The 23,981-nt window shown below is 53.3% G+C and carries 21 protein-coding genes; 17 read left to right on the forward strand and 4 right to left on the reverse strand.

Annotated features, from left to right (window positions below; genetic code table 11):
* The first annotated feature begins 26 nt into the window (after positions 1 to 26).
* The 9 genes from KDC22_RS15920 (at position 27) to KDC22_RS15960 (ending at position 8,507) form a co-directional block, all read left to right on the forward strand.
* A complete protein-coding gene (locus KDC22_RS15920) occupies positions 27 to 803 on the forward strand; it encodes an ABC transporter ATP-binding protein (protein WP_211723757.1) in 777 nt (258 codons plus the stop codon).
* 22 nt (positions 804 to 825) lie between these two features.
* On the forward strand, positions 826 to 1,506 hold the full coding sequence (locus KDC22_RS15925; RefSeq protein ID WP_211723758.1) for a response regulator transcription factor: 681 nt from the start codon (positions 826 to 828) through the stop codon (positions 1,504 to 1,506).
* On the forward strand, positions 1,493 to 2,779 hold the full coding sequence (locus KDC22_RS15930) for a sensor histidine kinase (RefSeq protein ID WP_211723759.1): 1,287 nt from the start codon (positions 1,493 to 1,495) through the stop codon (positions 2,777 to 2,779). Before KDC22_RS15925 ends, KDC22_RS15930 begins: the two co-directional genes overlap by 14 nt.
* A gap of 30 nt (positions 2,780 to 2,809) precedes the next feature.
* On the forward strand, positions 2,810 to 3,625 hold the full coding sequence (locus tag KDC22_RS15935; protein WP_211723760.1) for a GNAT family N-acetyltransferase: 816 nt from the start codon (positions 2,810 to 2,812) through the stop codon (positions 3,623 to 3,625).
* Between the two features lie 395 nt (positions 3,626 to 4,020).
* Complete coding sequence (locus KDC22_RS15940; RefSeq protein WP_211723761.1) at positions 4,021 to 5,004, forward strand: aldo/keto reductase; 984 nt, start codon at positions 4,021 to 4,023, stop codon at positions 5,002 to 5,004.
* A gap of 9 nt (positions 5,005 to 5,013) precedes the next feature.
* The gene (locus KDC22_RS15945; RefSeq protein WP_211723762.1) at positions 5,014 to 6,987 is read left to right on the forward strand and encodes an elongation factor G; all 1,974 of its coding nucleotides are present in this window, start codon (positions 5,014 to 5,016) and stop codon (positions 6,985 to 6,987) included.
* Positions 6,988 to 6,989: 2 nt separating this feature from the next.
* On the forward strand, positions 6,990 to 7,391 hold the full coding sequence (locus KDC22_RS15950) for an NUDIX hydrolase (RefSeq protein WP_173127240.1): 402 nt from the start codon (positions 6,990 to 6,992) through the stop codon (positions 7,389 to 7,391).
* A 188-nt stretch (positions 7,392 to 7,579) separates the two neighbouring features.
* On the forward strand, positions 7,580 to 8,005 hold the full coding sequence (locus tag KDC22_RS15955; protein ID WP_211723763.1) for a DMT family transporter: 426 nt from the start codon (positions 7,580 to 7,582) through the stop codon (positions 8,003 to 8,005).
* Positions 8,006 to 8,054: 49 nt separating this feature from the next.
* On the forward strand, positions 8,055 to 8,507 hold the full coding sequence (locus tag KDC22_RS15960) for a DMT family transporter (protein WP_211723764.1): 453 nt from the start codon (positions 8,055 to 8,057) through the stop codon (positions 8,505 to 8,507).
* A gap of 456 nt (positions 8,508 to 8,963) precedes the next feature.
* On the opposite strand, the gene KDC22_RS15965 is transcribed toward KDC22_RS15960, so the two are convergent.
* Both KDC22_RS15965 and KDC22_RS15970 read right to left on the reverse strand, forming a co-directional pair.
* Entirely contained in the window at positions 8,964 to 10,013 is a 1,050-nt protein-coding gene (locus KDC22_RS15965) for an anthranilate phosphoribosyltransferase (RefSeq protein WP_211723765.1), read from the reverse strand.
* On the reverse strand, positions 10,010 to 10,621 hold the full coding sequence (locus KDC22_RS15970; protein WP_211723766.1) for an ANTAR domain-containing response regulator: 612 nt from the start codon (positions 10,619 to 10,621) through the stop codon (positions 10,010 to 10,012). The genes KDC22_RS15965 and KDC22_RS15970 overlap by 4 nt, the downstream gene beginning before the upstream one ends.
* Before the next feature lie 340 nt (positions 10,622 to 10,961).
* On the opposite strand from KDC22_RS15970, the gene nirB reads away from it, so the two are divergent.
* The 7 genes from nirB (at position 10,962) to KDC22_RS16005 (ending at position 18,249) form a co-directional block, all read left to right on the forward strand.
* Entirely contained in the window at positions 10,962 to 13,391 is a 2,430-nt protein-coding gene (gene nirB, locus KDC22_RS15975) for a nitrite reductase large subunit NirB (protein ID WP_211723767.1), read from the forward strand.
* Between the two features lie 19 nt (positions 13,392 to 13,410).
* Entirely contained in the window at positions 13,411 to 13,722 is a 312-nt protein-coding gene (gene nirD / locus KDC22_RS15980) for a nitrite reductase small subunit NirD (protein WP_173127706.1), read from the forward strand.
* Between the two features lie 29 nt (positions 13,723 to 13,751).
* Positions 13,752 to 14,621 (forward strand): formate/nitrite transporter family protein, encoded by an 870-nt coding sequence (locus tag KDC22_RS15985; protein WP_211723768.1) that lies wholly within the window; start codon positions 13,752 to 13,754, stop codon positions 14,619 to 14,621.
* On the forward strand, positions 14,618 to 15,385 hold the full coding sequence (gene cobA, locus KDC22_RS15990) for a uroporphyrinogen-III C-methyltransferase (protein WP_173127265.1): 768 nt from the start codon (positions 14,618 to 14,620) through the stop codon (positions 15,383 to 15,385). Before KDC22_RS15985 ends, cobA begins: the two co-directional genes overlap by 4 nt.
* 111 nt (positions 15,386 to 15,496) lie before the next feature.
* Positions 15,497 to 15,817: an iron-sulfur cluster biosynthesis family protein gene (locus KDC22_RS15995; RefSeq protein WP_211723769.1), complete on the forward strand. Its 321-nt coding sequence runs from the start codon at positions 15,497 to 15,499 to the stop codon at positions 15,815 to 15,817.
* 2 nt (positions 15,818 to 15,819) lie between these two features.
* A complete protein-coding gene (locus tag KDC22_RS16000) occupies positions 15,820 to 17,190 on the forward strand; it encodes a sedoheptulokinase (RefSeq protein ID WP_211723770.1) in 1,371 nt (456 codons plus the stop codon).
* A gap of 141 nt (positions 17,191 to 17,331) precedes the next feature.
* On the forward strand, positions 17,332 to 18,249 hold the full coding sequence (locus KDC22_RS16005) for a class I SAM-dependent methyltransferase (RefSeq protein WP_211723771.1): 918 nt from the start codon (positions 17,332 to 17,334) through the stop codon (positions 18,247 to 18,249).
* A 46-nt stretch (positions 18,250 to 18,295) separates the two neighbouring features.
* Here the strand turns inward: KDC22_RS16005 and KDC22_RS16010 are convergent, their stop codons facing one another.
* Complete coding sequence (locus KDC22_RS16010; RefSeq protein ID WP_211723772.1) at positions 18,296 to 18,898, reverse strand: P-loop nucleotide/nucleoside kinase family protein; 603 nt, start codon at positions 18,896 to 18,898, stop codon at positions 18,296 to 18,298.
* 127 nt (positions 18,899 to 19,025) lie between these two features.
* A complete protein-coding gene (locus KDC22_RS16015) occupies positions 19,026 to 19,499 on the reverse strand; it encodes a hypothetical protein (RefSeq protein ID WP_211723773.1) in 474 nt (157 codons plus the stop codon).
* A 317-nt stretch (positions 19,500 to 19,816) separates the two neighbouring features.
* Here KDC22_RS16015 and KDC22_RS16020 point away from each other — a divergent pair, with 317 nt between their 5' ends.
* On the forward strand, positions 19,817 to 23,737 hold the full coding sequence (locus tag KDC22_RS16020) for a galactose-binding domain-containing protein (RefSeq protein WP_211723774.1): 3,921 nt from the start codon (positions 19,817 to 19,819) through the stop codon (positions 23,735 to 23,737).
* The last annotated feature ends 244 nt before the right edge of the window (positions 23,738 to 23,981 follow it).

Here is a 23,981-nt window from a genome sequence, read left to right on the forward strand (position 1 = left end):
TTTAAGTGAAGAGAAGGAGTGGCGAAATGGCAGCAGTACTAGAAGTAACCAATCTATGCAAAACCTATATCGTCAATAAAGGACAGAACAATGTCCTGCGGAATATTAATTTCACGCTTCATGCCGGGGAGTTCGTATCTGTCATGGGGCCGTCCGGTTCGGGCAAGTCTACGCTGCTCTATACCGTCAGCGGGATGGACCGCCTTACAGCGGGAGAGGTGGTCTTCGACGGGCAGAGCCTCTCCCGGCTCTCTGAGAAAGGCATGGCCGAACTGCGGCTGCACCGCATGGGATTCATCTTCCAGCAGATGCATATGCTAGGCAATCTCTCGATTTATGATAATATTATTCTATCAGGCTATCAATCGCTGGGCGGCAAGGACAGCGGACGCAGCCGCAGCGAGGTGAATGAATATGCCGATGAGCTGATGCGGAAGCTGAACATCATTGAGACGGCGGGCCATGATATTACTGAGGTGTCCGGCGGGCAGCTGCAGCGGGCCTGTATCTGCCGGGCGCTCATTAACAAGCCGGCGATGCTGTTCGCCGATGAGCCGACAGGTGCGCTCAACTCCAAAGCCGCACAGGAAGTGATGTCCGAGCTGTGCCGGATCAACCGTGAAGGGACCACACTAATGATGGTTACTCATGATGTGAAGGTAGCCGCACAGAGTGATAAGGTACTCTATATGGTGGACGGCAATATTCAGGGGGAGCATCTGCTGGGCAGATTTTTGCCGGAACAGGGTCTCAGGGAACGTGAACACAGCCTGACGGGCTGGCTGATGGAGATGGGCTGGTAGCAGGCAGCAGGAGGAGATAGCCGTGGCGGACATTCTGATCATTGAGGATAATGCGGAGCTGGCGGAGGTGATGAAGGATTTTCTGGAGGTGGAGGGATATTCCGTGTGTAATACGGCTTCCGCTGAAGAGGGATTGGCTTATTTGGAGGCGAATGCCGTCAAGCTGCTGCTGCTCGATATTATGCTGCCCGGGCTTGACGGCTTCGCAGTGTGCAGACTCGCCAGGGAGAAGTTCAATCTGCCGATTCTGATCATGAGTGCACGCCACGGGGACGAGAATAAGATTATCGGTCTGGAGCTGGGTGCGGACGACTACCTGGAGAAGCCCTTCTCGGTGCCTCTGCTGACGGCCAAGGTCAAGGCGCATCTGCGGCGGAGTTATGATATGAACGAGAACAAGCTGCTGCTTACCGATGGCGAACTTACCGTGAATCAGACCTCCAGGGTGGTATATCGAAGCGGCCAGCCGCTTGGGATGACAGTCAAAGAATACGAGCTGCTGGTGCTGCTGATGGGCAACAAGGGCAAGGCGCTGCGCAAAGAGTGGCTGTTCCAGCAGGTATGGGGAGCAGACAGCTTCAGTGAGCCGTCCACGCTGACCGTACATGTGAATAAGCTGCGGGACAAAATCGAGCCTAACCCCAAAGAGCCGAAGCGTATCGTTACCGTCTGGGGTGTCGGATATAAATATGAGGGCATTTAACAGGCTGATGCTCTGGACGGTTCTTATCGGGCTGACGCTGATCGCTGCTCTGAACGGATATGTATCCTACAAGAAGACACAAGAGCCTGGCAAGGCTTACCGGGTAGAGATCAACCGGATCTTAGACGAGTTGAGGAGCGGAATTCGGCCGGAGGATATCGTGCTGGATCAGAACCGTTATACATACGTGAACGGATTAAGCTGGATAGGGAAGGGTGAGGGGGCGAAGGCTGTTCAGCAGTTTTTTGCCGGTACAGATCTTGCGGGAACCTATGAGATCATGGTCAAACCTGTCTATGAGGAGCAGGAATTAGTGGGGTATTTACGCTTCTCTTACCGGATTTCCGGGCCCGACTACAGTATCCCGCTGGTGCTGAATCTGTTCCTGCTGGCGGCGCTTGGAGCGGTGATGGTGTTGCTGTTCTATATCCGCAAGGAGATTCTGCGGCCGTTCCATATCTTGCAGGAATTACCCTACGAGCTATCCAGAGGTCAGGTGAACATAGGCATGAAGGAGCACCGGAGCCGGTTCTTCGGCCGGTTCATCTGGGGGCTGGATCTGCTGCGGCAGACACTGGATGCCCAGAAGCAGACCAATCTCCGCCTGGAAAAAGACCGCCAGACACTCGTCGCCTCCCTGTCGCATGAGCTCAAAACACCCGTCGCCACGATCAGGCTCTATGCCAGCGCCCTGGAGGGCAGCCTGTATGACAGCGAAGTCAAGCGGCACACAGCCGCCCGGCTGATCGGCCAGCAAGCAGAGCAACTGGAGCAGCTGATTGGCGGTATGATTACCGCTTCGGTCTCCTCTTTGCAGAATATAGAGGTTGTTCCGGGAGAGTTCTATATCAGCGGACTGATCCGCACCGTCATCCATAACCACAAGGGACGGCTGGAGCTGCTGAAGACGGAGCTGAAGGTAGGAGAATATCAGGACAAGCTGCTGCTTGGGGATGAAGAGCGGCTGCTTGAGGTGCTGAACAATCTGATTGAGAATGCCATCAAGTATGGGGACGGGAAGTCCATCTCTATTACCTTCCGTGAGGAGGATTACCGCCAGCTGATCGTCATTGAGAATTCGGGGGCCCCGCTGCTCCTGAGCGAGCTGCCCCACATCTTCACCAGCTTCTGGCGCGGCTCCAACGCCGATGGCAAGCCGGGCAATGGCCTGGGTCTCTTCATCTGCAAACAGCTGCTACAGAAAATGGGTGGCGATATCTTCACGGAGCCGCTGGAGCGGGGGATGCGGTTTGTGCTGGTGCTGCGGTATTGAATTATAGAGCTGACCTGGAGGGTTTTCATAATGATAGAGCTCAAAACGGAGGAATATTCAGCGATTTTTCATTTTTTCAATGAGAAAAAACAACATATTCCGGCCTTGTCCGTCTTGCTAGGAAATTATCCTGGACGGGTGTTTGCCGATGACACCATTGCGCCAACACTTGCAGTGGTATGGACTACGGCTAGATGGATGTATGCTGCCGGAGATATCAGTCGAGACATCCATCAGATGAAGCTGATATCCTTCTTGCAGACGGTTGTCGTTCCTGATTGCAAGCAGAGGCAGGAGAGTTGGTTCGAGATTTACACGGATGATGGTGAGGCATGGACGAACTTATTCTTGCAAGGGTACGCAGGACTGAGTATTCAGAGACATATGGAGTCAGTGTATGAGTTGAGGCGAGAACGTTTTATTCAACTGGAAGCCGGTGCTGCGGTTGAATTCTCACCTGATGATGTAACTGTAGCTTACGAAGAATTTCCGGTCCTGGAGGAGCAAAAGAATATTATCGCGCATGAAATTCATGACCGGTTCGGCAGACTGAACACTGTTGGGGCTGTTGTGAGCAAAGGCGACCAGATTGTGTCGCTCTGTAAGAATAACGGATTCATTGTGAACAACAGCTACTTCATAGATGTAGATACCTACGCAGAAGCGGAGCGCGGCAAAGGATATGCGACGCTCGCTGCCCGTTCGTTGATCCGTTATTATCTGGAGAGAGGCTGCGAGCCGTTATGGGAAACGACGCATGAGAATACCGCTTCGCATAAATTAGCCCTGAAGCTGGGCTTCGAGCCTGTGGAGAGTTATCCGGTGTTTGCTTTTGTAATACGTTAAAGGGTTCCAGGGATGTTAGGGGCTGGAGAGTAGATGGATTTTGTACACTTGCTAATGGGCAAATTGGCTGTATTAAAACAGCAATTGGATAAACAGCACTTAAATATTCATCATTCAGCCCAAGAGGCAAAACCTAAGGGTAATAGATGCTGTTTTTCCACTTGCTTCCTTGTAATCTTCAGAAATGGATAAATTAAGATACATTTTTCCACGTCTTCATTCAAAAGGATAGTACCTCCTTCAATCTAATCCAATCTCCTCCAGCCTCCCCGAGTCTCCCTCAATCTCCATCACTTCCCCCAATCATAAACTGGACCTGACCGCCCAAACCCTTCATAATAAGAGGAGTTGTGAACGGTTCCATACACTAATCTCTTAAACGGAGGGTTCTTAAGATGAAATACCGCAAGCTGGGAAATACGGGTCTGTCTGTTAGTGAAGTCAGCTTTGGCACTTGGGCGATTGGCGGGGACTGGGGGAACAGCAGGGACGAAGATGGGCTGAAGGGCTTGCAGCTGGCGATGGAGCAGGGCGTGAATTTCTTCGATACAGCCGATGTCTATGGCTCCGGTCATGCAGAAGAGCTGCTCGCCAAGGCGACCAAGGGCAAACAAGATGAGGTACATATTGCCACGAAATTCTGCCGGGCCGGGGATATCCACGATCCGGAGAATTACTCCGCGCGCAGAATAAGCGAATATTGTGAGCAGAGCCTGCGGCGGCTGGAGCGGGAGGCGATTGATCTGTATCAGATCCACTGCCCGCCGATTGAAATTCTGCGGGACGGCAGTGTCTTCGCAGCGCTGGACCAGCTGAAGGCCGAGGGCAAAATCCGCCATTACGGCGTCAGTGTAGAGACCATCGAGGAAGGTCTGCTGTGTCTGGAATATCCGGGAGTGGAAGCGCTGCAGGTGATCTTCAATCTGTTCCGCCAGCAGCCCGCCCGGGAACTGCTGCCCGTAGCAGCTGCTACGGGTGCAGGGATATTGGTGCGCCTGCCGCTGGCCAGCGGTCTGCTGACCGGCAAGTTCAAGGAGACCAGCACCTTCCAGAAGAATGACCACCGCAGCTTCAACGCGAACGGAGAGCAGTTCAATGTGGGCGAGACTTTTGCCGGGCTGCCGTTCGTTAAAGGTGTCGAGCTGGCACATAAGCTGGAATGGATCGCTGAAGGACGCGGCAATATGGCACGGGCCTCCATGCGCTGGATTCTGGACCATCCGGCCGTCAGCTGCGTGATTCCGGGCTTCAAGAATGAAGCTCAGGTGAAGGATAATCTCGCAACACTGGATGTACCGTCGTATAGTTCTGCTGAAATGGAACGTCTGAGCGCTTTTTATCAGTCTGAGGTCGTTCCGCATATCCGTGGAGAGGTGTAGCAGCACCCTATGAATAATATAACTGTCGGACTGCTGGCGCATGTCGATGCCGGTAAGACGACCTTCGCCGAGCAGCTGCTCTACCATACTGAAGCGATCCGCAGCCGGGGCCGTGTGGACCATCAGGACACTTTTCTGGATACCCATGAGATTGAAAAATCACGCGGGATCACAGTCTTTGCCGATCAGGCGGAGTTTACTTATAAGGATGCGCGTTATTTCCTGCTGGATACCCCGGGCCATGTGGATTTCTCTCCGGAGATGGAGCGCTGTCTGCAGGTGCTGGACTATGCAGTGGTCATTCTTAGCGCGGTGGAAGGTGTAGAGAGTCACACCGAAACGCTCTGGCAGCTGTTGCGCCAGCATCAGATTCCAACCTTATTCTTCATTAATAAGACCGACCGTGCCGGTGCGGACCCGGGGCGTGTAGTGGAGGAGATCCGGCAGCAGCTTAGCGGCAATGCCTTCCTGCTGCCGCAGCAGCCGGAAGAAGCGTGGACCGATGAGATGAAATCTTTCGTTGCCGAACGTGAGGATTCGCTCCTGGAATCGTACCTGGAAGGCACTTTGTCAGACAGCGATTGCCTCAATGCAATGAAGTCCCTCGTGAAAAGCGGAGAGCTGTTTCCGTGTATGCAAGGGTCAGCGCTGCTTGACCGCGGAGTGGGGGAGTTCCTGGAGGTTCTGAGTAAGGTCACCTTCACGGAGTACGATCATCAGCTCCCTTTTGCCGGGAGAGTCTACAAAATCCGCCATGATGAAAAAGGCACACGCATCACCTACATCAAAGCGCTCCAGGGAGTGCTGAAGAACCGGGAGAGCTTATGCTATGGGCCCGAAACGGAACGTTCCTCTGAACGGATCACCGGAATCCGCAAATATAACGGTACCGAGTATACTTCCGCCGACTGGGCTGCCGCGGGGGAGCTGTTCGCCGTGGTCGGACTCAGCGAAGCACTGCCGAGCGCAGGTGTGGGGGCGCTTCACGATATTCACGGGAGCGGTCTAATCCCCACCCTGAAGTCCAAGGTCCTCTTCGAGCCGCCCGTGCACCTGAAGGAGCTAATGCATGCCTTCGGACAGCTTGGCGCGGAAGATCCTTCACTGAATGTAAGCTGGGATGAAGAGTTGCAGGAGCTGCATATTCATGTGATGGGCGGGATTCAACTGGAGATTCTGGAGCAGATCGTAGCGGAACGGTTCCAGATCCGGGTCGCTTTTGGTCCCCCGGAGATTCTCTACAAGGAGACCATTGCCGATACCGTCTATGGCTGCGGGCATTTCGAGCCGCTGGGCCATTACGCCGAGGTTCATCTGAAGCTTGAAGTAGGGGAACGCGGCAGCGGGATTACCTTCATTAACGATTGTCACCCGGATGATCTGGCCGTGGGCTATCAGCACCAGGTTGAGCAGCATTTGCTGGAGAGCGGCCATCACGGCCTGTTGACCGGGTCCCCTCTGACGGATCTGAAGATCACGCTGCTTAGCGGAAGGGCGCATAATAAGCATACGAGCGGCGGAGACTTCCGGGAAGCGGCGTTCCGCGCCTTGCGCCAGGGGCTGGAGCAGGCGGAGAATGTGCTGCTGGAGCCGGTCTATGACCTGAAGATCCGGATAGATTCTGACGATGTGGGAAAAGTTATGAGTGATATCCAGCGGGCAGGCGGCTTCTTCAACCCCCCGGATATCCTGGAGTCCAAGGCTGTAATAACCGGTACGGTTCCGGCGGCAAGCTTCATGGATTACGGCGTGAGGCTGGCCTCCATGACTCAGGGCAAAGGCTCGCTGTCACTCAGAGTGGCCGGTTACCTGCCATGCCACCAGACGGAAGCGGTCATCGCACAGCGCAATTATAATAAAAATGCAGACCCCGCTTACTCCTCCACCTCTATCTTTTGTGCCAAGGGTGAAGCCTATCCGGTGCCTTGGCAAGAGGCCGGGCAGCATATGCATATTAAAGACAAACGGAAAGGTGCAGGCTAACCATGACTGAAGTGATTGATAAAGTAGCATGGATCTATGTGGTGGACGGCAAAGTACTGGGCGCGCGTTCCAAAGGGAAAGACACCTATTATTTCCCCGGCGGCAAACGGGAGCCCGGTGAGAGTGACGCCGAGACCCTAATCCGTGAGGTTGAAGAGGAGCTGTCGGTACAGATCCGGCCGGAGACGATTGCTGAATTCGGAAGCTTTGAAGCCCAGGCGGATGGCAAAACAGAAGGCATCCTCGTACGGATGACCTGCCTGAGCGCGGAGTTCACCGGCGAGCTAACCCCTGCTTCGGAAATCGAAGAATTGGCGTGGTTGACTTATGAGGATAAAGACCGTGTATCCGCGGTCAGTGTAATCATTATGGACAAGCTGCGGGAAATGAAGCTGCTCGCTTGATCGTCTGGTGAAGATCAGCTATACGCTGGCGAATATAAGGCAAGCCCGTTTTAAGCCGGAATACGGCCTGAAACGGGCTTGTTGTCTCTTAAGCGCAGACACTTTTACATTATAGGACATATGTCCTTTTCCAATCCGGCGAACTGGCTTTTAATAAGTACAGAGAAGCATACAGAGGAGAGAGACAGATGAGAGGGATACTATTCGCATTTTTGGGCGGGGCCTGTATTACACTTCAGGGGGTAGCTAATGCCAGGATCAGTCAGGATATTGGCACCTGGCAGGCGGCTACGATTACTCAGTTAACCGGGTTTATTATGGCCTTGGCTATTGCACTGATGGTTCGTGACGGGAAGAAACACGGCTTCCGCAAAAGTAATCCGCTGTACCTGACCGGCGGCGCTTTTGCCGCATTCGTTATTTTCAGCGAGGTTACTGCCATTCAGAACATCGGGGTTACACTGACCATCTCGGCACTGTTGATCGCCCAGCTCTGCCTGACTTTTGTAATTGATGTCCGGGGCTGGTTCGGTGTCGCCAAGCAGAAGATGAAGCTGCCGCAGTTCATTGGGATCGGGATGATGATTCTCGGGGTAGTGGTACTGAAGTTCTGAGGATGAACAACACAAGCCATTCAAATCAGCAGATAAGGGAGCAACAGATATGTTAGCAGGAATACTACTTGCGTTAATCGCGGGTGCGCTGGTCAGCTTACAGAATATTTTCAATGCCAAGGTCAATGAGCATACAGGCTCCTGGACCACCACCACACTGGTGCTGGGCATGGGCTTCGCCGCTTCACTCCTCATGGGGCTGATCATGGAAGGGAAGAATATGTTCACGCTGCAGCATATGCAGCCCTGGTACTGGTTAAGCGGGATGATTGGAGTGGGGGTCGTGATCTGTCTGGTCCGGGCTACCAGAATCCTCGGCGCAACCTATGCCATTTCGATTGTGCTTACGTCCCAGCTCGGGTTCGCCTTGCTCTGGGATTCACTGGGCTGGCTGGGCCTTGCGAAGGTTCCGTTCTCGTTCAATCAACTGATCGGCGTTCTGATCATCGTCGGCGGCATTCTGGTATTCAAGCTGGGCGGAGCGCGTGGGTCCAGGGCTTAGGAGCTTAGAGCGTAGAGCTTAGTGTAGGCAAAAAGAAGGGGCTGTCCCACAAGCCGTGAAATGGCTACTTGGGGCAGCCCTCTATTTTGGAGTAAGATCGACGGGGGCACTTGGATGGACACTGCGTGAACGGACCGGTGTTTGGGTCGCTCTGATCTCCAGATTTTTTTATTTTTTCAACAAACTTTCAACAAACACAATGCCATGGACCAATTCAAGTGTACTAATGCACCTCATTCGCTCATTTACCCCGCGTCCGAGGAATTCAAGTGCACTAATACACCTCATTTGCCTCATGTACCCCGCGTCCGAGGAATTCAAGTGCACTAATGTACCTCATTCGCTCATTTCCCCCGCATCCGATGAATTCAGGTGCACTAATACACCTCATTGGTTCATTTCCCCCGCATCCGGTGATCCGTCTGCTTTCCTTTCCACCATTAGCCACAGCTTAGTTTATCCCTGCCCGAGAGAGGCTGCCTTTCGGCCCAGCATGGCGTTTTGCCATTTCAGATACGTCTCCCAGGCCAGGCCGTTGTCCAGCAGAGGCTTGCACGTATAGACGCCTTCCTCAATGGAATTCACACGGCCGGCAGCGTGTAGTCTGGCTGCGGCGTTCAGCAGCGTCTGGTTGTAGTAGGCCATATGCCCGCCGCCTTGCAGGACTTCCTCGGCAGTACGCAGCTGCCGTGCTGCGGTCCATTCCAGCTCCGCAGGTACAGCCACCTCCAGGCCGAGCGCCTCCGGGTCGATGATGTCCAGCTCCGCCGTTCCGTTCTGAATACGGTATACACGGTTGGGGCGGTCAATGTACAGATCCTCCGAGCCTTCCACGCCTTGAACCACCAGCCCCCGCTGATAGCCAAGCTTCACAATGAGCCGGGAGATCCGGTCGAATACCGTATTATGAAAAATACCGAATACAATAAACGGCGAGCACGAATAGTCGATCAGCTTCTCAGCCGTATTGAAGATCGTACGCATCCCGATATCCTCACGGAGTCCGCGAAGCTCCCCCAGCGGCGGGCACCACTGCTCCGACTTCACGAACAGCACACCGCTGGCTTCGGCGGCTTCAATGGCGGCCTTGCGGCTCAGACTTGTCACATCTACTCCGCTGGCTTGGATCAGATCCTGTAGCGTAATTCCCCATTTGGGCGGCAAGCCCGCTGAGCCATGCAGGGTGACCGGCAGACCTGCGGCAGACAGCAGGAAGGCCGTAGGGAAGGTAGCAATGAAGGAATGAACCCTGCCGTCATACGGACCGGCGCAGTCTATTCCCTGGTGTACAGGTTCCCGGAGGGCATATTTACGGCAGACAGCGACAAAAGCCTCCAGCTCCTCCAGGCTCTCCAGCTTCATACGTTCTGCGATCAGGAACGCCCCGATCTGCACCGGTGAAGCGGTCTGCCCGAGAATAGCCTCCGCCGCATATTCAGCTTCCCCGTAGCTTAAATCCTTCGCACCGCGTTTACCGCGGGCTACTTCCTTGAGAATATTAATCATATGGAATTCTCCTTAGTTTGATCCTGCAGCATCTGGTAGACCTTGACGATGGAGGTTGCCACATCTACGATCCGTTTACGTTCATTCATCGCCTGCTTGCGCAGCAGGTCGTAGGCTTCCGATTCACTGATCTTCTTGGCCTGGGACAGGATGCCCTTGGCCATGTCAATCCATTTGCGTTCCTCAATCCGGGACAATAGCTGCTCCCGTTCCTTCAGCCATTGCTTGCGCTCGAAGCATTGCCTGGAGCTGAAGTGAAGCATCCAGTGGATCTCCGGGGACTTCATCGCAGGAGACAGAATTCCGTCTACCATAATGTCGTCGCCGCAGGCGGAGACGGATAAGGTAGAGGTCAGCGGGGTGCACCACCATAATACCGGGGCGACCTTATGCCGGACCAGCAGGGCTCTCCAGCTGCTGATATCCGTTACCGGAAGGTTGAGGATGAAGGCGTCCGCATCGCCGATGAGCGGGGCGGCTTGTTCGGGAGAAGCTGCTGTTCCTACTACATAACCACAGGAGCTGAGGATACTGTCAGGGCTCCCTGAGGAGCGCGCTTCTGCGGGGCTCTCTGTTCCAGCGGGCTCAATAACCAACAGGGAATGCATAGGTGGACGACGCTCCTTTAGATCATAATAGGGGCACTGTGAAGGATTCGGCAGAATACAATCACACACTATCTTAATGTTATATTATATAACACAGATTACGTAATCTTGTCGATAAATTAAATTAATTAAATTTTATATGTCATAATTATTGACGTACGGCAAAGGCCTGTAGTATAGTCGTTTTAACAAATTCATCAATTCTACGGATACAACGATGTATCCGGCTGAAGCGGCAATGGCGCCTGCTCTCACTTAAATCGCTAACGGGAAATGTATGTTTCCGGGCGGAGTGGAGCGGGCTATTTCTGTTGTTTACCTGGAGAGGAGAGAGATAGAGATGACAGCTAAGCGCAAAAAAATGATACTAGTCGGCAACGGAATGGCAGGGGTGAGGGTGATTGAGCATCTGCTCAAATTAGCGCCGGAGGCTTACGAGATTACGATCTTCGGCTCAGAGCCTTATCCCAATTATAACCGGATCATGTTGTCTTCCGTCCTTGCAGGCGGGGCGAGTCTGGATGAGATCGTAATTAACGACCTGGAGTGGTACCGCAGCTTCAATATCACATTGTACACGGGACACACAGTAACTTCTATTGATACTGCTGCACATAGGGTCTATACAGACCAGGGAATCACCGCTGAGTACGATGAGCTGATTCTGGCTACCGGCTCCAATCCCTTCATGCTGCCGATCCCGGGTGCAGAGAAGGAGGGCGTTATTGCCTTCCGCGACATCAAGGATACCCAGATCATGCAGGACGTATCGCAAAAATATACCAAGGCGCTCGTGATCGGCGGCGGTCTGCTCGGACTGGAGGCGGCAAGAGGGCTGCTGCATCTGGGGATGAATGTATCGGTGGTTCACATCCACGAGTACATCATGGAACGTCAGCTCGACGAGGCCGCATCCCGTATGCTGCGGGGGGAGCTGGAGGCTCAGGGGATGAGATTCCTGCTTAAGAAGCAGTCCGAAGCCATTCTCGGTAAAAAGAGAGTCAAAGGCCTGCTGTTCGCAGACGGAGAAACGGCGGAGGCGGATCTGATCGTGATGGCTGTAGGGATCAAGCCGAATGTGGAGCTTGCCCGGAGCAGCGGGATTGAAGTCAAGCGGGGAATTGTTGTGAATGATTATATGGAGACCAATCTCCCCGGCATCTACGCCGTAGGGGAGTGTGCGGAGCATCGCGGCATTGCCTACGGCCTGGTGGCCCCGCTCTACGAGCAAGGCGCAGTGCTGGCTAAAAGACTGGCGGGTGTGCCCACCGAGGGATATGCCGGTTCGGTAACTTCAACCAAGCTGAAGGTATCCGGGGTGGATGTATTCTCAGCAGGGCAGTACAATGAGCAGCCCGGAACGAAGGCGCTCAGATTCCAGGACGAGACAGAAGGCGTATATAAGAAGCTGGTGATCAGCGGGGATAAGCTGGTCGGTGCCGTACTGTTCGGCGATACGAATGACGGCGCGGAGCTGTTCTCAATGATCAAGAAAGGCGAGAACATCAAGGGGCGTGAGAAAGAGCTGCTGCTCGGTGTTCCCGCGGATGCGCTGGCTTCCCCCAAAGGCAACCGGCTGGAAGGGATGGCAGATGACGAGATCATCTGCGGCTGCAACGGCGTCACGAAGGGAACGATTGCTGATGCGATTACCTCCGGGGGCTGTACCAGTGCCCTGCAAATCAAAGCCTGCACCAAAGCATCGGCTTCCTGTGGCGGCTGCAAGCCACTGGTGGAGGGACTGCTCCAGCTGTATGCCGGTGAGGCTGCCGTTACGGTCAAGGAAGGAATCTGCGGCTGCACTACACTCGGACGGGATGAGATTGTCGCTGAAATCAAGCGGATGAAGCTGACAACGGTCAGGGAAGTCATGAATGTACTGGACTGGAGCAATGAAGAAGGCTGCCCCAAATGCCGGCCTTCCCTGAATTACTACCTGGGCATGCTCTGGCCGGAGGAATATGTGGATGAGAATGAATCCAGGTACACCAATGAGCGCTACCACGCTAACATCCAGAAGGATGGAACCTATTCTGTGGTGCCGAGAATCTACGGGGGTGTCACTTCACCAGCCGATTTGATCAAGATTGCGGAGGTTGCCGTTAAATACGATGTGCCGCTGGTCAAGTTCACCGGCGGGCAACGGCTCGATCTGCTTGGCGTGAAGAAGGAGGATCTGCCGAAGATGTGGGAGGAGCTGGATATGCCCTCCGGCCATGCCTACGGCAAAACACTGCGCACAGTGAAGACCTGTGTAGGCTCCACCTATTGCCGCTTCGGCACCCAGGATGCCATGGGAATGGGGATTCGGCTGGAGAAGGCTTTTGAACGGATGAATGCTCCGGGGAAGGTGAAGCTGGCGGTATCCGGTTGTCCGCGCAACTGTGCGGAAGCGACGATCAAGGACTTCGGGATTGTGGCGATTGACGGCGGCTGGGAGCTGCATATCGGCGGCAACGGCGGTGTTCATGTGCGGGCCACAGATCTGCTCTGCGTGGTGAAGACCGATGATGAGGTGCTGGAATGGGCAAGTGCGTTCCTGCAATATTACCGTGAGAATGCCGGATGGAATGAACGGACGGCGCAGTGGGTGGAGCGTGTGGGCCTGGAGAGCATCAAGCAGGCGCTGGAATCCCGTGAAGAACGGCTGGCACTTATGGAGAGAATTCAGAAGGCGCTCAGTCTCACAACCGATCCATGGAAGCAAATTGTGAATACACCGGAGCTGCGCAAGAATTTCGAACCGATCTCTTTACCCGAGACGGTCTAAGGAGGCCCCCAAGATGACAATGACCAAATTGCTAGTCGGTAACCTTAAGGATGTAGATATTAAAGGATCACGCAAACTACAGGTCGGAGATACCGAGATTGCCTTGTTCAGACTAAGCAGCGGAGAGGTGCTGGCGGTAGAGAATAAATGCCCGCATAAAGGCGGGCTTCTCTCCGAAGGCATGGTCTGCGGCTCCAAGGTGCATTGTCCGCTCCATGACTGGCGGATTGAGCTTCATACCGGTGAGGTGCAGGCGCCCGATACGGGGCATGTAACCACCTATGAGGTTGAAGTCGATCCGCTCACCGGCAGCTTGTACTTAACGATCTAATTCATCTCATTGTATAAGGGGGATTCATAATGGACTATGTCAAACCAAGTGAAGTGCTGGGCTCCATGATCGAAGCAGGGAAATCCAAAGCAGAATTAAGCATCATGCAGCTAATCGTCCGCGGCAGTCTCGGCGGTGCCATTCTGGCTTGTGCCACAACCCTGGCCTTCACGGCAGCCGCACAGACCAAGATCCCTATGGTGGGGGCTCTGCTGTTCCCGGTGGGCTTCGTGATGATCATCCTCCTTGGTCTTGAGCTGGTTACCGGCAGCTTCGCTTTGATTCCGCTGGCTGTCCTGGAGAAGAAGACTACAGTCAGACGGATGCTGGGGAACTACTTGTGGGTCATTATTGGTCACTTAATCGGCTGTGCCGTCTATGCCGCCCTCTATGGGCTGACGATTACGAAGATGGGGACCGACATGTCTAATCCCCTGGTGCAGACACTGATTACAACCAGTGAGGGCAAGACAACGGCATATCAGAGTATGGGTGCGGAGGGGATGGCGCTGGCCTTCATTAAGGCCATGCTTTGCAACTGGATGGTTACACTGGGCGCCGTCATGGCGATGACCTCCAAGTCCACTTCCGGCAAAATCTTCGCCATGTGGCTGCCGATCCTGACCTTCTTCGGGCAGGGCTTCGAGCATACAGTAGTCAATTTCTTCGTCATTCCTGCGGGTATGATGCTCGGGGCGAATGTGACTATGGCGGACTGGTGGATCTGGAACGGTATTCCCGTGCTGCTCGGAAACTTCGCCGGAGGGCTGCTGTTCACTGGCCTGCTACTCTATTTGTCAATCAAGAGCAAGAGGCCCGCAGGAATCCCGGCACCCGAGCTTCCGGGACGGGGAGAAGCATTGCGGCCAGGTACACCCGTCTTGGAGAAAAGCCTATGAAGCGGGGGAGCATATCCATTGTCGGAGCAGGTCCGGGAGATCCTGAGCTGATCACGCTCAAGGCGCTGCGGCGTATACAGAATGCCGATGTGATTCTATACGACCGGCTGGTGAACGAGGAATTGCTGAACTATGCTCCAAGTGAGGCTGTACGCATCTATTGCGGCAAAGCGCCGGGCCTGCACTCGATGCCGCAGGAAGCTACGGAGCGGCTGATGATTAGACACGCGGCAGCCGGAAGTCATGTGGTCCGCCTGAAGGGCGGGGATCCGTTCGTCTTCGGAAGAGGCGGGGAGGAGGCGTTATCCGCCGCCGCAGCCGGAATTCCTTACGAAGTGATTCCGGGCATTACCTCGGCGGTTGGCGCAGCCGCTTCTGCCGGTATCCCGCTGACGCATCGCGGAGTTGCCGCCTCTTTCGCCATCGTGACCGGCAGCCGCTGCCAGGCCGAAGATTCCCCGGTACGCTGGGAGGCGCTGGCCCATAGTGTGGACACGCTGGTCATCTATATGGGCGTCAGCAAGCTGGGCGACATCCGCAAGGAGCTGCTGGGACACGGCAAAGATCCGCAGACACCTGTAGCACTGATTGAGAACGGAACAACCGTACGCGAACGGACGGTAACCGGAACGCTTGGCAATATCGACAAGGTGGCCGCGGCGATGAAGATCAGCAATCCGGCAATCATTATTATGGGCGAGGTAGTCAAGGTCAGAGCGGAGCTGCTCAGCCTGGAGGAAGCCGTACGTTCACAGATTGGCTGAAGAAGAACTAGAGTCAGGCGTTGACATATCCCGGGCAGCAATCCGGTTATGTCGGCGCCTGTTTCTATGTTATATTAAAATACGGCAAAACCCTAAGAGGAGGAATTTCAGATGCATATTGAGCTTACCCCGCTTACCAAGGAAAGGCTGGAGCAGAGTCTTGCCGGCAGACCCGGACAATTCAAGATGTTCTATGATACAGAGGATTGCGGCTGCAATGGCGTGCTGGTCATCCGGATAGTCAGTGAGCCTTCGCCTACAGATATTGTCTTTCAAACCGAGCCCTTCACCTTCCTGTGTGACCGCCAGCAGGAATTGCTGTTCGATGAGTCGATGCGACTCGAAGCGGAGGAAGGGTATCCGGCTTATAAGCTGACAAGCGATTCCACCTTATTCGGCAGCAACATTAGAGTGCAGGATAGACGGAACTGAACATGATAACCATCGGTCTTGATATTGGAACCACATCCATCTCCGGGCTGCTCTATGATCTGGAGGCACATGCCGTCCTGCATACGATTACGGAGGAGCAAGCGGGTAAGCCCTCCGGTCTGAACCAGGAATGGGAACGGCTCCAGGACCCGGAGCATATTCTCAGGCAAGCAGAGCGTATCCTTGGCCTTCTGTTATCGCGGGAACCGGAAGCAGCAGCGATCGGGCTGACCGGACAGATGCACGGGATTGTATATATAGATCAGAACGGTAACCATATTAGCCCGCTCTATACCTGGCAGGATGGAAGAGGGAGTCTGCCTTACGGGGCGGACAACAGTCTTACGTATGCGCAGCAGCTCAGCAGACTTACCGGTTATCAGGTAGCTCCCGGCTATGGGCTGGCAACACATTATTATAATCTCTGTGAGCAGCTTGTCCCTGAGCACGCGGCCGGATTCTGCACGATTGCCGATTACATAGCCATGAGACTGGTGAATCGCAAAGTGCCGCTGATGGATGCCACGCAGGCGGCGGGGATTGGTGGCTATAGCTTGGCGGCAGGTGATTTTGACCGAATCGCACTTATGCGGGCCAAAATTGAGGTATCCCTCTTGCCGCAGGTGGTTCCTTCAGGAACGGCAATCGGTTCAACGCCGCGCGGAATCCCGGTATATGCTTCGCTCGGGGACAATCAGGCCAGCTTCTTGGGCAGCGTACCGCTGCCTGGTGAATCACTGCTGCTCAACATCGGTACAGGGAGTCAGCTCTCGGCCTGGCTGCCTGATTCCCGCAATGCTCCTGCGGCAATGGAGGTGCGCCCGTACCCCGGCGGCGGGGTGCTGATGGTTGGCGCTGCGCTTAGCGGCGGGAAGTCGTATGCACTGCTGGAAGGATTTTTCCGGCAGGTAATTACCGCCTATACCGGGGAGGCTCCGGCAGACGTCTATTCCTTGCTCGAACAGCTGCTGAGAGCGGAGCCGTATCACGATCAGACCAACGGATTACAGGTGAACACACAGTTTCTGGGGACAAGGACTGACCCGAAGAAGCGCGGCAGCGTGGAGGGGATCTCTCTTGATAACTTTACCCCAGGCGGACTGGCACATGCCTTTCTTCAGGGGATGATTGATGAACTGCACGGCTTCCTGAAGGCTCTGGAGTCGGAGGGGGCGAAGAAGTTCAGCCGTCTTATCGGTTCCGGCAATGCGCTACGGACGAATCCGGTGCTGTGTGCCAAGGCTGAGGCAACGTTCGGGTTACCGCTTACGCTCGGTGAATATGCAGAAGAGGCTGCTGTAGGGGCGGCGCTCTGTGCCGCTGTCGGCAGCGGTGCGGTCTCCAGCTTCGGGGAAGCCGGTGCTTATCTCTAATCCGGGATGAATCAATGGGATTGCGATATTTATGATTGACAAAAAATATTATTTATGCTATATTTTACATATTAATAGTTTGTGTATATAATAAGATTCTCCTGGCCGGGGGAATCTTATTTTTTTATGGAGGAATTACGTTTGAAGCAGAATCAGTCCAGTATAACTTCGTTAGTAGCAGCGTTTGGCCGAGCCTATCACAGTAAATATGACAGCCCCAAGATTTTCGATGATTATGTAGCTCACAAGCTGATTTCACCGCAGGAGTTCTCTGATATCAGCCGGAATATGATTAAGGGAATTGCTTTTTTCAATGCGGAGGTTGCGGACAGGCATCGGGATGATCCTGACGCCATCCTGAAGTGGATTACCCACATCCAGTTGTCCCCGACACCGCTGGCGCGTGCTGCATATTGCGAGGCCATCCTGCTGCATGAGTTGAACCTGGGACTCAAGCAGTATGTCATCCTGGGGGCGGGGCTGGACACCTTTGCTTACCGCCACCCTCAATTGCAGGAGCGGCTGGACATCTTTGAAGTCGATTATCCGGCTACCCAGCAGTTCAAGCAGCACAGGCTCAGTGAAGCGCAGCTGGAGATTCCGGGCCATCTTCATTTTGTACCTATGGATTTCACTAAGGAATTCGCTTACTCCAACCTGACCGGACAGGGATTTGACCCGCAAGCCAAGACCTTCTTCAGCCTGCTGGGGGTATCCTACTACCTTACCCGAGAGGAGAATGCCAGCCTGATTACTACGTTATTTGCTGATCTCCCGGCAGGAAGCTCTATCGTGCTGGATTATGCGGATGAGCGGCTGTGGGAAGAGAAGGGCTTGTCCGGCCGGGTGGAGAAGATGGTTCAGCTGGCTGCTGCGGGCGGTGAGCCGATGAAGTCCTGCTTCTCTGATCGGGAGATGGAGCAATTGCTGGAGCAAGCAGGCTTGCTGATCTATGAGCACTTGTCACCAAGTGAGATTAATGACAGGTTCTTCAGGAACCGGAGTGACGCTTTGAGCGCTTTTGAGACCATTCATTATATACACGCTATCAAAAAATAACTTCTGATCTAACGGTGGCCTCTCAATCTATCTATAGGTTGGGAGGTCACTTTTGTCCGTTTACCTCACCGTATATAAAAGCCTCCACAGCCGTAGCAGCTACGGCTCTGTCCGGATTGGAGTTATCAATCTGCGCCACATGTGCAGGCGGGATCGGCCAGGCAACGGTGCGGTTGCCCAAGGAAGCGCTGAACTTCTCCCAATGGGCGAACTTCCAGGCATCCAGCGGTGATTGTCTGCCCTCGATCCGTTCACGGAACGTCTCGGCATCCCGAAGACTCACCATCACTACCTTCACCTCAACCTCCTCCAGCGTCCATCCGATGCGCTCCAGCTCACGCCCGATCCACTGCGGGTCGGCAGCTTCCTGGGTGAACGGCCCTACCACAAATATATCACTGTACAGACCGATATTATCGAGCGCTGCATCCATGGTGATGCGGTAGCCGAGATCGCGGCACAGTCTTTTATACTCCCCGGAATCCCTGTCGTCAGGGTCCAGCCCATGCATAGTCATGATCGCAGTGGCAGCAGGGCGCAGCAGAATATCCATATCAAATACCGCCGCCGGTCGCCGGTCTGCGACTGCTTTGGCTAATGTAGTTTTGCCAGCCCCTCCAGGGCCGAGGAAAAACACCAGTTTGTTCATTGGATTCTCTCCTTTTGGGTGTGCCGTGTAGCTCTCAGTATATCAGGGATAATATAGAGCGCAAAGCACTAGAGAGACTTCTGAACGGGTATGTTATAACGAACGATACTTCAATAAGCTGGACATTTTAATAATCAGTCTCAAATACTTTATTGTTTTCAATGTTTAAGAATGTAATTTTTAATTGAGCCGTGGGATTCCATATCCTATGGTCCTTGATAATAAGATATTTTTCTCCTCCATATTGGTACTCCCTGGTCTTGCCATCAATCATTACTGAATAGGTCTTAGCATCTTTTAAGACTTGTAAATTATTTATAATGAGTCCTATTGAACCCTTCTCAAGACCACCAATGACAATTCCTTCTTTAATTAACCCACTAGATTTAACATAATCAGAGGCGCTTCGATAAATATAAACAAAAGGAGAACTGAAAATATAATACTCCTGATCATTTAGCTTCTGTATCGAAACATGTTCTAAGTCCTTGCTGTTGATAAATTGATCAATTTCTTTTTGGGTAACAGCTTCTTTGGTATTGCATCCTGTTAAAAGTAACAATGAACAAAAAAAGGATAGGGATATATGCTTGAATTTCATTTTTCCTCCGACAGCTATTTAGTAAAATATGGTTTTACTTATAAAGTATAGATACCGGAGGTACATTTTACAAGGGTACTTCTATCAAGTCATTGTCTCAGCGGAGAAACTCAAATAACAGAGTTTGCTAGAACATTGAAACGCCTACCTTTTCCGTAGAAATAGCTATTAAAGATTACTCTGCATTAAAACTATAATGAGTGTGTATTGCAGTGAGGGGAGGGCCGGGAACGGATTTCAATTGTTGTAATCGCTATCATTGTTGGGTATGGATCACATTGTAAGCAGTTCTCACATTAGAATTAAGGAGGAATAGAATGCGTAACAAGTATGTTGTATGGTCACTTGTAGTCACGCTGTTAATCTCAACTCTAATCATGGCTGCCGGACCGCTTACCCGTTCGTCCGCTGCGGGCGGACCGAATCTGACGCTTAACGCAACTGTCACTTCCAGCGGTCAATCTCAGAATTACACCCCGGATCATGTAAAAGACAGTAACCAGAGTACTTATTGGGAAAGTACGAATGATGCTTTTCCTGGGTGGATTCAGGTGGATCTGGGTGCGCTCACCAGTATAGACCAACTTGTATTGAAGCTTCCGGCAAGCTGGGAGACCCGGACGCAGACGCTGGCTGTTCAAGGCAGCACGAACGGCTCCACCTTTACAGATATCGTGGGTGCATCAGCATATGTATTCGATCCATCGGTTGCGGGCAACAGTGTGACGGTTAACTTCACGGCAACGGGTACGCGTTATGTCCGCCTCATGTTCAGTGCGAATAACGTCTGGCCTGCCGCCCAGTTGTCCGAGCTTGAGATCTACGGTGCCAGCAGCGCGACGGCTGCTCCTACAAGTACACCCTCTGCTACATCTGCCCCGGCAGGCAGCTATGAAGCGGAAGCCGCTGCATTATCCGGCGGGGCCAAAGTTAACACAGATCATTCCGGGTACTCCGGCACAGGGTTCGTTGACGGCTATCTGACTCAAGGACCGAATACCACCTTCACGGTGAGCGTGTCCGCAGCAGGTACGCGGAATGTTACGCTGAAGTATGCCAATGCAAGCGGCAGCGACAAGACCCTCAGCATCTATGTGAACGGAGTCAAGCTGCGCCAGACCACATTGCCCAATCTGGCTAACTGGGATACCTGGAGCACGAAGGCTGAAGCCCTGCCGCTCAATTCCGGCAGCAATACCATCGCTTACAAATATGATGCGGGGGATACGGGCAATGTCAATTTGGATCTGATTACGGTAGCGCAAGCCGTGATCGCCACGCCAGCCCCTTCACCTACGGCAGCTCCAACGTCAACCCCGGCCCCTACAGCTACGGTGGCACCAACTTCTACACAGGCGCCAACAGCCACGGCAACCCCGGCACCAACAGCTACGGCAACACCGGTGCCCACATCAACGGCGTCCCCTGGAGGGAACATCGCCATTGGTAAGGCGATCAGTGCATCCTCCAACACGCAGAATTTCATTGCCGGTAATGCCAACGACAACAACACGGCTACTTACTGGGAGGGTAACGGCAATCCTAGTTCTCTGACGCTTGATCTGGGAGCGAATCATAACATTACTTCCCTTGTGCTGAAGCTGAATCCGGCGACAGAATGGGGAACACGGACCCAGAATATTCAGGTGCTTGGACAGAATCAGAGCAGTACCACCTTCAGCAATCTGGTATCCGCCCAGACGTACACATTCAATCCGGCTTCAGGCAATACGGTAACGATTCCTGTTACAGCTACGGTCAAGCAACTGCAGCTCAACATAACGTCTAACTCCGGTGCGCCCGCCGGACAGATTGCCGAATTCCAGGTATTCGGTGCAGCGGCCGCGAACCCGGATCTGAGCATCACAGGCATGAGCTGGACGCCTGCTTCTCCGGTGGAGAGCAGCACGGTCACCCTGAATGCAGTGGTGAAGAACATTGGCAATGCCGCAGCGGCGGCTACAACGGTCAATTTCTATCTGAACAATGAGTTGGCCGGTTCTGCACCGGTAGCGGCATTGGCAGCAGGAGCTTCAGCTACGGTATCCTTGAATGCCGGAACGCTAACTGCCGGAACCTATCCGCTGAGTGCCAAGGTGGATGAGGCTAACCAGATCATTGAGCAGAATGACAACAACAACAGCTACACTAATTCATCGCCGCTTGTTGTGGCTCCTGTATCCAGCTCCGACCTTGTCGGGACCACCTCATGGTCACCGGATACACCGGCAGCAGGCAGCAGCGTAACCTTCTCTGTCAATCTTAAGAATCAGGGCAATCTTGCTTCCTCCGGGGGTGCACACGGAATCACTGTTGCACTGAATAACCAGGCAGGCGCCACAGTGCAGACCTTCACAGGGTCATACAGCGGTGCAATTGCTGCCGGGGCTTCGGTGAATGTCTCTGTTCCGGGCACATGGAGCGCAGTGAAAGGAAGTTACACCGTCACTACGACGATTGCCGCAGATGCCAATGAAGTTATAGCCAAGCAGGCCAACAATGTAAAAACCGTTAATCTCGTCGTATACGCTCTGCGCGGAGCAAGCGTACCCTACAGCCGGTATGACACGCAGGATGCGACCCGCGGCGGTTCAGCGGCGCTGAAATCGGCACCGAATTTCGATCAGATGCTGACCGCTTCGGAGGCTTCGGGCCAGAGCTATATTGCTTTGCCGTCCAACGGCTCTTATGCACAATGGACGGTGAGAGCGGGTCAAGGCGGCGCCGGAGTCACCATGAGATTCACGATGCCGGATTCGGCAGACGGCATGGGCCTTACCGGAGCGCTGGATGTGTACGTGAATGGCGCCAAAGCCAAAACCATCCCGTTAACCTCCTATTACTCCTGGCAGTACTTTTCCGGCGACCAGCCTGGTGATGCATCGAGTGCCGGACGCCCATTGTTCCGCTTCGATGAAGTACACTGGAAGATGGATACACCACTTCAGCCTGGCGACACGATCCGTATTCAGAAGAGTAACGGGGACAGCCTCGAGTATGGTGTAGACTTCCTGGAAATTGAGCCAGTACCGGCGGCCATTGCCCGCCCGGCTAACTCCGTATCGGTTACTGATTACGGTGCAGTTGCAGGTGACGGCCAGGATGATCTTGCTGCTTTTAACAGTGCGGTAACAGCAGCAGTCGCAGGCGGCAAATCGCTCTATATTCCTTCCGGAACCTTCAATCTCAGCAGTATGTGGGTGATTGGCTCGGTCAGCAATATGATCAACAACTTTACGGTTACGGGTGCAGGTTATTGGCATACCAACCTGCAATTTACCAATCCCAATGCAGCCGGAGGAGGGATCTCCTTCCGTATCCTCGGCAAGCTGGATTTCAGCAATGTCTATATGAACTCGAATCTGCGGTCCCGCTACAACCAGAACGCGATCTACAAAGGCATGATGGATAACTTCGGCAATAATTCAGTCATTCATAATGTCTGGATCGAGCACTTCGAATGTGGAATGTGGGTGGGTGATTATGCCCGGACCCCGGCGATTTTTGCGAATAATCTGCTTGTCGAGAACAGCCGTATCCGCAACAATCTGGCGGACGGCATCAACTACTCCCAAGGAACCAGCAACTCTACCGTCCGCAATACCAATGTGCGCAATAACGGGGACGATGGTCTGGCCGTGTGGCCGAGCAATACTTTCGGAGCGCCGGATGGTGTGAATAACACTTTTTCGTACAATACGATTGAGAATAACTGGCGTGCCGGCGCTATCGGCATCTTCGGGGGCAGTGGTCACAAGGCGGATCACAACTATATCATCGACACGGTGGGCGGCTCCGGTATCCGGCTGAATACGACCTTTCCGGGGGCACATTTCAACAACAACACGGGGATGATTTTCTCGGATACGACGATTATTAACAGCGGCACCAGCCGTGACTTGTATGACGGGGAGCGCGGCGCGATTGATCTCGAAGCTTCGAGTGATCCGATCAAGAATGTAACCTTCACCAACATCGACATCATCAACACCCAGCGGGATGCGATCCAGTTCGGATACGGTGGTGGCTTCTCGGGTATCGTATTCAACAACATCAACATCAACGGAACAGGTCTCGATGGAGTGACAACGTCTAGGTTCTCCGGCGCCCATAAGGGAGCGGCAATCTACACGTATACCGGCAACGGTTCGGCTACCTTCAATAACCTGACTACCAGCAATATTGCGTATCCAAGCCTGTATTATATTCAGAGCGGGTTTGGGCTGTTGATTCAGTAGCCTAGAGATAGACAGGGAGGGGCCTAAGAGGCTCCTCTTTTTTTGGTTTTAGCCAGTTGAGTGCGCGATATGTTCAATTGTATATAATAATTTATTCATTTGTAAATTTAAAATAGATGATTATCGAGTTATCTTTTAGAAATTGTATTTAAATTAAGTTAAATTCAATATTATTACAGAAATTCGGTTTACAGATGGAAAATTCTGTGATAAGATGCGAATTAATTGGAGGGGAATGTTTTCG

This window comes from Paenibacillus tritici (assembly GCF_018207515.1).
Taxonomy (GTDB): Bacteria; Bacillota; Bacilli; order Paenibacillales; family Paenibacillaceae; genus Paenibacillus_AQ; species Paenibacillus_AQ tritici.